At 72.4% G+C, this 6,798-nt stretch carries 7 protein-coding genes, 1 pseudogene and 1 riboswitch; of the genes and pseudogenes, 4 read left to right on the forward strand and 4 right to left on the reverse strand.

Annotated features, from left to right (window positions below; genetic code table 11):
* Together C1I97_RS27815 and C1I97_RS27820 are read right to left on the reverse strand one after the other, a co-directional pair.
* Window positions 1–653, reverse strand: a 653-nt coding sequence (locus tag C1I97_RS27815) for a prenyltransferase/squalene oxidase repeat-containing protein (protein ID WP_309147832.1), incomplete at its 3' end; no start/stop codon positions are given.
* Between the two features lie 141 nt (window positions 654–794).
* Window positions 795–853, reverse strand: a riboswitch (cobalamin riboswitch).
* A 373-nt stretch (window positions 854–1,226) separates the two neighbouring features.
* Window positions 1,227–1,850 carry a TetR family transcriptional regulator gene (locus tag C1I97_RS27820; RefSeq protein WP_111005895.1) on the reverse strand — a complete coding sequence of 208 codons (624 nt, stop codon included), beginning with the start codon at window positions 1,848–1,850 and terminating at the stop codon, window positions 1,227–1,229.
* 208 nt (window positions 1,851–2,058) lie between these two features.
* Between C1I97_RS27820 and C1I97_RS27825 the strand changes: the two genes are divergently transcribed.
* The 3 genes from C1I97_RS27825 to C1I97_RS27835 are packed head-to-tail and all read left to right on the forward strand — an operon-like array spanning window position 2,059 to window position 5,275.
* Window positions 2,059–3,471 (forward strand): glycosyltransferase family 4 protein, encoded by a 1,413-nt coding sequence (locus C1I97_RS27825; protein ID WP_111005896.1) that lies wholly within the window; start codon window positions 2,059–2,061, stop codon window positions 3,469–3,471.
* Window positions 3,465–4,199: a class I SAM-dependent methyltransferase gene (locus tag C1I97_RS27830; RefSeq protein WP_111005897.1), complete on the forward strand. Its 735-nt coding sequence runs from the start codon at window positions 3,465–3,467 to the stop codon at window positions 4,197–4,199. Before C1I97_RS27825 ends, C1I97_RS27830 begins: the two co-directional genes overlap by 7 nt.
* Window positions 4,196–5,275, forward strand: coding sequence for a prenyltransferase/squalene oxidase repeat-containing protein (locus tag C1I97_RS27835; RefSeq protein WP_111005898.1), 1,080 nt, complete (start codon window positions 4,196–4,198; stop codon window positions 5,273–5,275). The genes C1I97_RS27830 and C1I97_RS27835 overlap by 4 nt, the downstream gene beginning before the upstream one ends.
* A 24-nt stretch (window positions 5,276–5,299) precedes the next feature.
* On the opposite strand, the gene C1I97_RS27840 is transcribed toward C1I97_RS27835, so the two are convergent.
* Window positions 5,300–5,593 carry a hypothetical protein gene (locus C1I97_RS27840; RefSeq protein ID WP_111005899.1) on the reverse strand — a complete coding sequence of 98 codons (294 nt, stop codon included), beginning with the start codon at window positions 5,591–5,593 and terminating at the stop codon, window positions 5,300–5,302.
* A gap of 148 nt (window positions 5,594–5,741) precedes the next feature.
* Here C1I97_RS27840 and C1I97_RS27845 point away from each other — a divergent pair, with 148 nt between their 5' ends.
* Window positions 5,742–6,314, forward strand: coding sequence for a hypothetical protein (locus C1I97_RS27845; RefSeq protein WP_111005900.1), 573 nt, complete (start codon window positions 5,742–5,744; stop codon window positions 6,312–6,314).
* A gap of 83 nt (window positions 6,315–6,397) precedes the next feature.
* Here C1I97_RS27845 and C1I97_RS27850 read toward each other — a convergent pair.
* Window positions 6,398–6,798 (reverse strand): annotated as a pseudogene (locus tag C1I97_RS27850) (hypothetical protein); the annotation flags it as partial.

Below are 6,798 nucleotides of genomic sequence, written 5' to 3' on the forward strand. Positions count from 1 at the left end.
GCCGTGGCGTCCGCGTTGGCCTCCAGTCTGCCCTTCTTGTCCGGCTGGTAGGCGAAGGCACCGCCCCCGTCGGCGGAGCACGGCAGGGCGAAACCCGCCAGGGCGTCGTAGGGCGACCTGCCGTCCTTGACCACGCTCTCGGGCTTGACGCCCACGGCGGCGAGCGCGCCGATGACGATCGAGGTCGAGTTGGTGTCGCTGGGCCCGCCCGGCGTGTACGGCCACCCGCCGTCCTTGTTCTGCACGGACTTCAGCCAGGACACCGCCTTGCCGGTCACGGCGTCGTGCCCGCCGAGCGCGGCGAGGGCCTGTACGGCGGCGGCGGTGCCGTTGGTGTCCACCATCGCCTTGGCGTCGCAGGCCTTGCCCGGCTCGGCGCGGAAGGGGGCGAAGGAACCGTCGGCGCACTGCTGCCCGGCCAGCCAGTCCACGGCCTTCGCGGCGGGCCGCACGCCCACGGTGTGCTGGGCGAGCAGGGCGAGGGACTGGCGCCAGACGCCGTCGTACTGGGGGTCGTTGGTGCCGTAGAGCCCCGGGGGCAGCGACGGCGACGCGGACGGGGCGGGGGACGGATCTGCGACGGCGGCGGGTGCCGCGAGGCCGATCACGGTGAAGGCGGCGGCTATGGCCGCTGCGCTGCGGCGGACGTTCATGATCGGCGGGTGCCTCTCCCTGTGGGGAGCCGGGCAGCACGGGACACCCCGGCGGCTCGGCTCCGTATACCTCGACGGTGCCGTACGCCGGCGGACCGCCGACGCACATGAGCCGGTCACGTCCGTCCGGGGCATTCCGGCTCGCCGCCCTCGCGGGGCGGCTCACGGTTGCGGGTCAGCGCCGGATTCGCACCGGCTTCCCCCCGTACGGGTGTGATGACGACCCCGCCACTGTACCGGTCCGCCGAAAGGGCCCCGAGCCGGTCTTCCCGGCGGAGAAACAAGAGTAAAAAATCCCGGTTCGGGGGGTTCCCAATCAGCCGTGCGGGATTATCCTGAAATTGGCCTACGAGGCGAGTGAGGGAGTTCGACCGGAGTAGCCGACTTGGGCGAGACGCCGAGAGGCATCCGCCGAGGCCGACGTCGACGGTCGGACTGAGAGGCCGGAAGGTCTTCGGACCGGACGGCGACCCCCATTACCTGATCCGGGCAATACCGGCGAAGGGAACCCGTCTCGTAGGTCCTTCTTCTGCCCTCTTTCCGCCGTCCGCCCTCTTTCCGCCCTCGCGGGGCCTACTGCCGCCCTTCCGGGCGCGCCGGCAGGTCGATCAGCCGGCACGCCGTCTCGATGTCGGTCCCCACCTGGGCGATCGACGCGCGGCCCGAGAGCCAGGTGATCAGGGCCGAGAGCCAGGTGTGCTCGATCACGCGGACCGCGGACAGCTGCTCGGGGGTGGGGTCCTCCAGGCCCGTCGCGTCCAGGATGATCGCGGTGGTCTGCCGGGACACCTGGTCGACCTCGGGGCTCGCGCTGCGGTCCGCGAAGGTCAGGGCGCGGACCATGGCGTCGGCGAGCTGCGGCTCGCGCTGCAGGGCGCGGAAGGCGCGCATCAGCGTCTCGGCCACCCGCTCGGCCGCGCTCCCGCCGCCCGGCGGCTTCCTGCGCAGCGTGCCGTGCAGGTGCTCCAGCTGGTCCTGCATCGTCGCGACCAGCAGGTGCACCTTGGACGGGAAGTACCGGTAGAGCGTGCCGAGCGCCACCTGCGAGACCTCCGCGACCTCCCGCATCTGCACGGCGTCGAAGCCGCCCCGGCAGGCCAGCTGCGCGCTCGCGTGCAGGATGCGGCGGCGACGGGCCTCCTGCCGCTCGGTGAGGGGCGGTGTGGCGAGCCGGGAGGTACTGGCTTGCGCAGGCATGGGTCCCGTTCCGTGACAGTCGGTGAGGCCCGGTGATCGGACCGCAGGCAGGGGCGCCGGGCCGTGGCGCGAATCACCCGATCCGCTGCTCACAGCGCGGCTACCTGCCGGTAGATTCGGAGCCTCCTGAACGATCAAGTCTGAAACTTGTTCTAGATTAGCGTCCCGGCGTAACCTCGCGGGACAGTGCAGTCAGAAGGGGGCCCAGGTGACCGCTGAGGCCAGTCGGGCGGGGTCCCCGGCGGACCTCGCCGCAGACGGCGAGCGACCGCTCAGGATCGCACTCCTCACCTACAAGGGGAACCCGTTCTGCGGCGGCCAGGGCGTCTACGTACGCCACCTCTCGCGCGAGCTGGCCCGCCTCGGCCACCGGGTCGAGGTGATCGGCGCGCAGCCGTACCCCGTGCTCGACGCCCTCGGCGACGGCCACGACGACCGCCTGAGCCTCACCGAGCTGCCCAGCCTCGACCTCTACCGCCAGCCCGACCCCTTCCGCACCCCCGGGCGTGACGAGTACCGCGACTGGATCGACGCGCTGGAGGTCGCCACCATGTGGACCGGCGGCTTCCCCGAGCCGCTCACGTTCAGCCTGCGCGCCCGTCGCCATCTGCGCGCCCGACGCGGCGAGTTCGACGTCGTCCACGACAACCAGACACTTGGCTACGGGCTGTTGGGGGACATCGGTGCCCCCCTGGTCACCACCATCCACCACCCCATCACCGTGGACCGGCAGTTGGAGCTGGACGCCGCCGAGGGATGGCAGCGGCGGACGTCCGTACGGCGCTGGTACGCCTTCACCCGCATGCAGAAGCGGGTCGCGCGCCGGCTGCCGTCCGTGCTCACCGTCTCCGGCACCTCCCGCCAGGAGATCGTCGACCACCTCGGCGTGCGCGAGGACCGCGTCCACGTGGTCCACATCGGCGCCGACACCGACCTGTTCTCGCCCGACCCGGCCGTGCCGCGGGTCCCCGGGCGGATCGTGACCACCTCCAGCGCGGACGTGCCGCTCAAGGGTCTGGTCTTCCTCGTCGAGGCGCTGGCGAAGGTGCGCACGGAACACCCCTCGGCGCACCTCGTCGTCGTCGGCAGGCGGCCGGAGGAGGGGCCGGTCGCGCAGGCGGTCGAGCGGTACGGCCTGAAGGACGCCGTCGAGTTCGTCAAGGGCATCTCGGACGCCGAACTGGTCGACCTGGTCCGCTCGGCCGAGGTCGCGTGCGTGCCGTCGCTGTACGAGGGCTTCTCGCTGCCGGCGGCCGAGGCGATGGCCACCGGTACGCCCCTGGCCGCCACGACCGGGGGCGCGATCCCGGAGGTCGCCGGGCGCGACGGCGAGACGTGCCTCGCGGTGCCGCCCGGCGACGCGGGGGCGCTGGCCGCCGGGCTGAACCGGCTGCTGGGCGACCCGGAGCTGCGGGCGCGGCTGGGCGCGGCCGGGCGTGAGCGGGTGCTGCGGCACTTCACGTGGGCCCGTGCGGCTCAGGGCACGGTGCTGCACTACCGCGAGGCCCTCGCCGGCTCCGCGGGCCGGGCCCCCCGCCGCCCCGACCGCTCCGCACCCCGCAATCCCGGCCGCTCCACGGCCTCAGAGGCTGTCTATCCCGAAAGCAGGGCCACGTGCTGACCGTCGACTTCTCCCGGTTCCCGCTCGCCCCGGGCGACCGCGTCCTGGACCTCGGCTGCGGTGCGGGCCGGCACGCGTTCGAGTGCTACCGGCGCGGCGCGCGGGTCGTGGCGCTGGACCGTAACGGCGAGGAGATCCGCGAGGTCGCCCGGTGGTTCGCGGCGATGGAGGAGGCCGGGGAGGCGCCCGCCGGGGCCACCGCCACCGCCATGGAGGGCGACGCCCTCGCCCTGCCCTTCCCCGACGCGTCGTTCGACGTCGTCATCATCTCCGAGGTGATGGAGCACATCCCGGACGACAAGGGCGTACTCGCCGAAATGGTGAGGGTGTTGAAGCCGGGCGGCCGGATCGCGGTCACCGTGCCGCGCTACGGCCCCGAGAAGGTCTGCTGGGCCCTGTCCGACGCCTACCACGAGGTCGAGGGCGGCCACATCCGCATCTACAGAGCCGACGAACTGCTGCGGAAGATGCGTGAGGCAGGCCTGAAGCCCTACGGCACCCACCACGCGCACGCCCTGCACTCGCCGTACTGGTGGCTGAAGTGCGCGTTCGGCGTCGACAACGACAAGGCGCTGCCGGTGCGCGCGTACCACAAGCTGCTGGTCTGGGACATCATGAAGAAGCCGCTGGCCACGCGGGTGGCCGAGCAGGCGCTGAACCCGCTGATCGGCAAGAGCTTCGTGGCGTACGCGACCAAGCCGCACCTGCCCGGGGCGGACGCCAAGTGACCACTCCCCGGACGGAACACCTGGTCCTGCCCGGGGTCCTCACCTCCGAGCAGGCCGCCGCGACCGTACGCGGCATCCTCGCCGCGCAGCGGGAGGACGGGGCGATCCCGTGGTTCCGCGGCCACCACCTCGACCCGTGGGACCACGTCGAGGCGGCGATGGCCCTGGACGCGGCCGGCGAGCACGAGGCGGCCGAACGGGCCTACGCCTGGCTGGCCCGGCACCAGTTGGGCGACGGCTCCTGGTACGCGGCCTACGCCGACGGGGCCCACGACGACGTCACCGACCGCAGACGGGAGACGAACTTCGTCGCCTACGTCGCCGTGGGGGTGTGGCACCACTACCTGTCCACGGGCGACGACACGTTCCTGGACCGCATGTGGCCGGTCGTGTACGCGGCCGTCGAGTTCGTGCTGCGACTGCAGCAGCCGGGCGGGCAGATCGGCTGGAAGCGCGAGGACGACGGCACGGACACGGCGGACGCGCTGCTGACCGGGTGCTCGTCGGTCCACCACGCGCTGTGCTGCGCGCTGGCGATCGCGGAGCAGCGCGAAGAGCCGCAGCCTGACTGGGAGTTGGCGGTGGGCGCGCTCAGGCACGCCATCCGCGGGCACCCGGAGCGGTTCCTGGACAAGGACCGCTACTCGATGGACTGGTACTACCCGGTGCTGGGCGGCGCGCTGACCGGCGCGGAGGCCAAGGCGCGCATCGAGGCGGACTGGGACCGCTTCGTGGTGCCCGGCCTCGGCGTGCGCTGCGTCGTCCCCAACCCGTGGGTGACGGGCGGCGAGTCGGCCGAACTCGCCCTGGCCCTGTGGGCCGTGGGCGAGTCCGACCGCGCGCTGGAGATCCTGCAGTCCATCCGGCACCTGCGCGACGCGGAGAGCGGCCTGTACTGGACGGGCTACGTCTTCGAGGACGAGGCCGTATGGCCGCGGGAACTGACCACCTGGACCGCCGGCGCGCTCCTGCTCGCCGTCGCCGCGCTCGGCGGCCACGAGGCCACCTGCACGGTCTTCGCGGGCGACCGCCTGCCCAGGGGCCTGGACCCGGACTGCTCCACCTGCCCCGCCTGACGACGGCCGGCCGACCGGCCGTCGTCAGTGGCGGTGCATGCGGTTGGCGATGGCGTGGCCGACGAACAGGTAGACCACGGCGGCCAGGCCGTAGCCGGCGACCACACGCGCCCAGGCCGCGTCGAAGGTGAACAGATCCCGGGACCAGCCGGCGAGCCAGTCGGCCGCGCCGTGGACGAACCGGACCAGTTCGTTGGCCCGGTTGGCGTCCAGCAGATACATCAGTATCCACAGTCCGAGGATGACGGCCATGATGTCCGCGACCACCGCGATGACCGTCCCAGCGGAATTGGAACCCGTGCGATATCGAAGGGACATGCTGTCCGTCTGGCCCCGGAATCCTGATTGAAACCTGTCAAGCGTACGGGGAGTGACGGACGGACACCCTCGGTGCCCTGTTTTGGCAAGCGCCCCCAGGATCACACGGACCCCTGGAGTACTCGTAGCACGTATTTCGGGAGGAACCGTGCCCGTACCGATACGGCGCCTCGTCGTGGCGCTCACTCTCTGCTGCGCACTGGTCGCAGGCTCCGCCCCCGCGTGGGCCTCGGGCCAGAGCAGCTCGCAGCACCATCCGAGGGCCGCCGTCGCGGCGGCCACGCCCAGCCCCACCACCTCCGCGGAGAAGCAGAAGTTCGCCAAGACCCGCTTCGTGGCGAACGCCGGTCTCGCCGCCGGAGCCACCTACGAGTGGATCGTGAAGCCTTACAAGCAGGGCAAGTTCAAGAAGGGTGCGCCGCACCGCAAGGCGACCCTCGCCAAGGCCGCCCTCGCGGGCGCGTTCGCGTACAACCGCCTCAGGGCGGCCGAACGCAACGCCAAGGGCGACCCCAAGCTCGCCAAGGCACTCGCCGGGGTCAGCGGAGCCATCGCGGGCCTGAGGCACCTGCCGTCCAAGCTCCGCAACGGCGACAGCTCGGCGGTCAACGACTACAGCAACACCATCAACAAGGTGAAGGGCGCCGGAGCCGACGCGGGTGCCCCGGTCAAGAACAAGGTGCCGACCAACTCCCAGCTGCGCAGCGGCGCCGGCTCCTAGGAGCCGTTCGGCTCCCGCCGGCGAACGGCAAGGCCCCCCGCCCGGAAGAGCGAGGGGCCACAAGGCTGCTGGGCCGAGCCGGGTCAGCCGCGCTGGATGTTGGAGGTGTCCTGCAGGACACCGCGGCGGCCGTCCTGCATCTCGGTCAGCAGGCCCGGGCCGCGCTGCTCCACGGCCAGGTACCACACGCCCGGCGCCAGTTCGGCGATCGGCGCGGGGGAGCCGTCCTCCGCGAACAGCGGACGCGGCGCCGGCACGGCGAACCAGAACGGCGAGAAGGCCGCCGCCGGCTGGCCCTGCGGCGGCTGCTGAGCCTGCTGCGGCTGCTGCGGTTGGGCGCCGCCGCCGAACGGCTGGGTCTGCTGCGGCTGTCCGCCGTACGGCTGCTGCCCGGCGCCCGGGTAGCCGTAACCGGCCTGGGGCTGCGCGCCGTAGGGCTGCGGCGTGCTCGGCTTGGGGGCGGGGATCAGAGCCGCCTGCAGGG

Source organism: Streptomyces sp. NTH33 (assembly GCF_003236365.1).
Taxonomy (GTDB): domain Bacteria; phylum Actinomycetota; class Actinomycetes; order Streptomycetales; family Streptomycetaceae; genus Streptomyces.

Bases quoted from the DNA above. Each gene is read 5' to 3' on its own strand.
- C1I97_RS27820 (WP_111005895.1), bottom strand. From the start codon at position 1,850: ATGCCTGCGCAAGCCAGTACCTCCCGGCTCGCCACACCGCCCCTCACC.
- C1I97_RS27840 (WP_111005899.1), bottom strand. From the start codon at position 5,593: ATGTCCCTTCGATATCGCACGGGTTCCAATTCCGCTGGGACGGTCATC.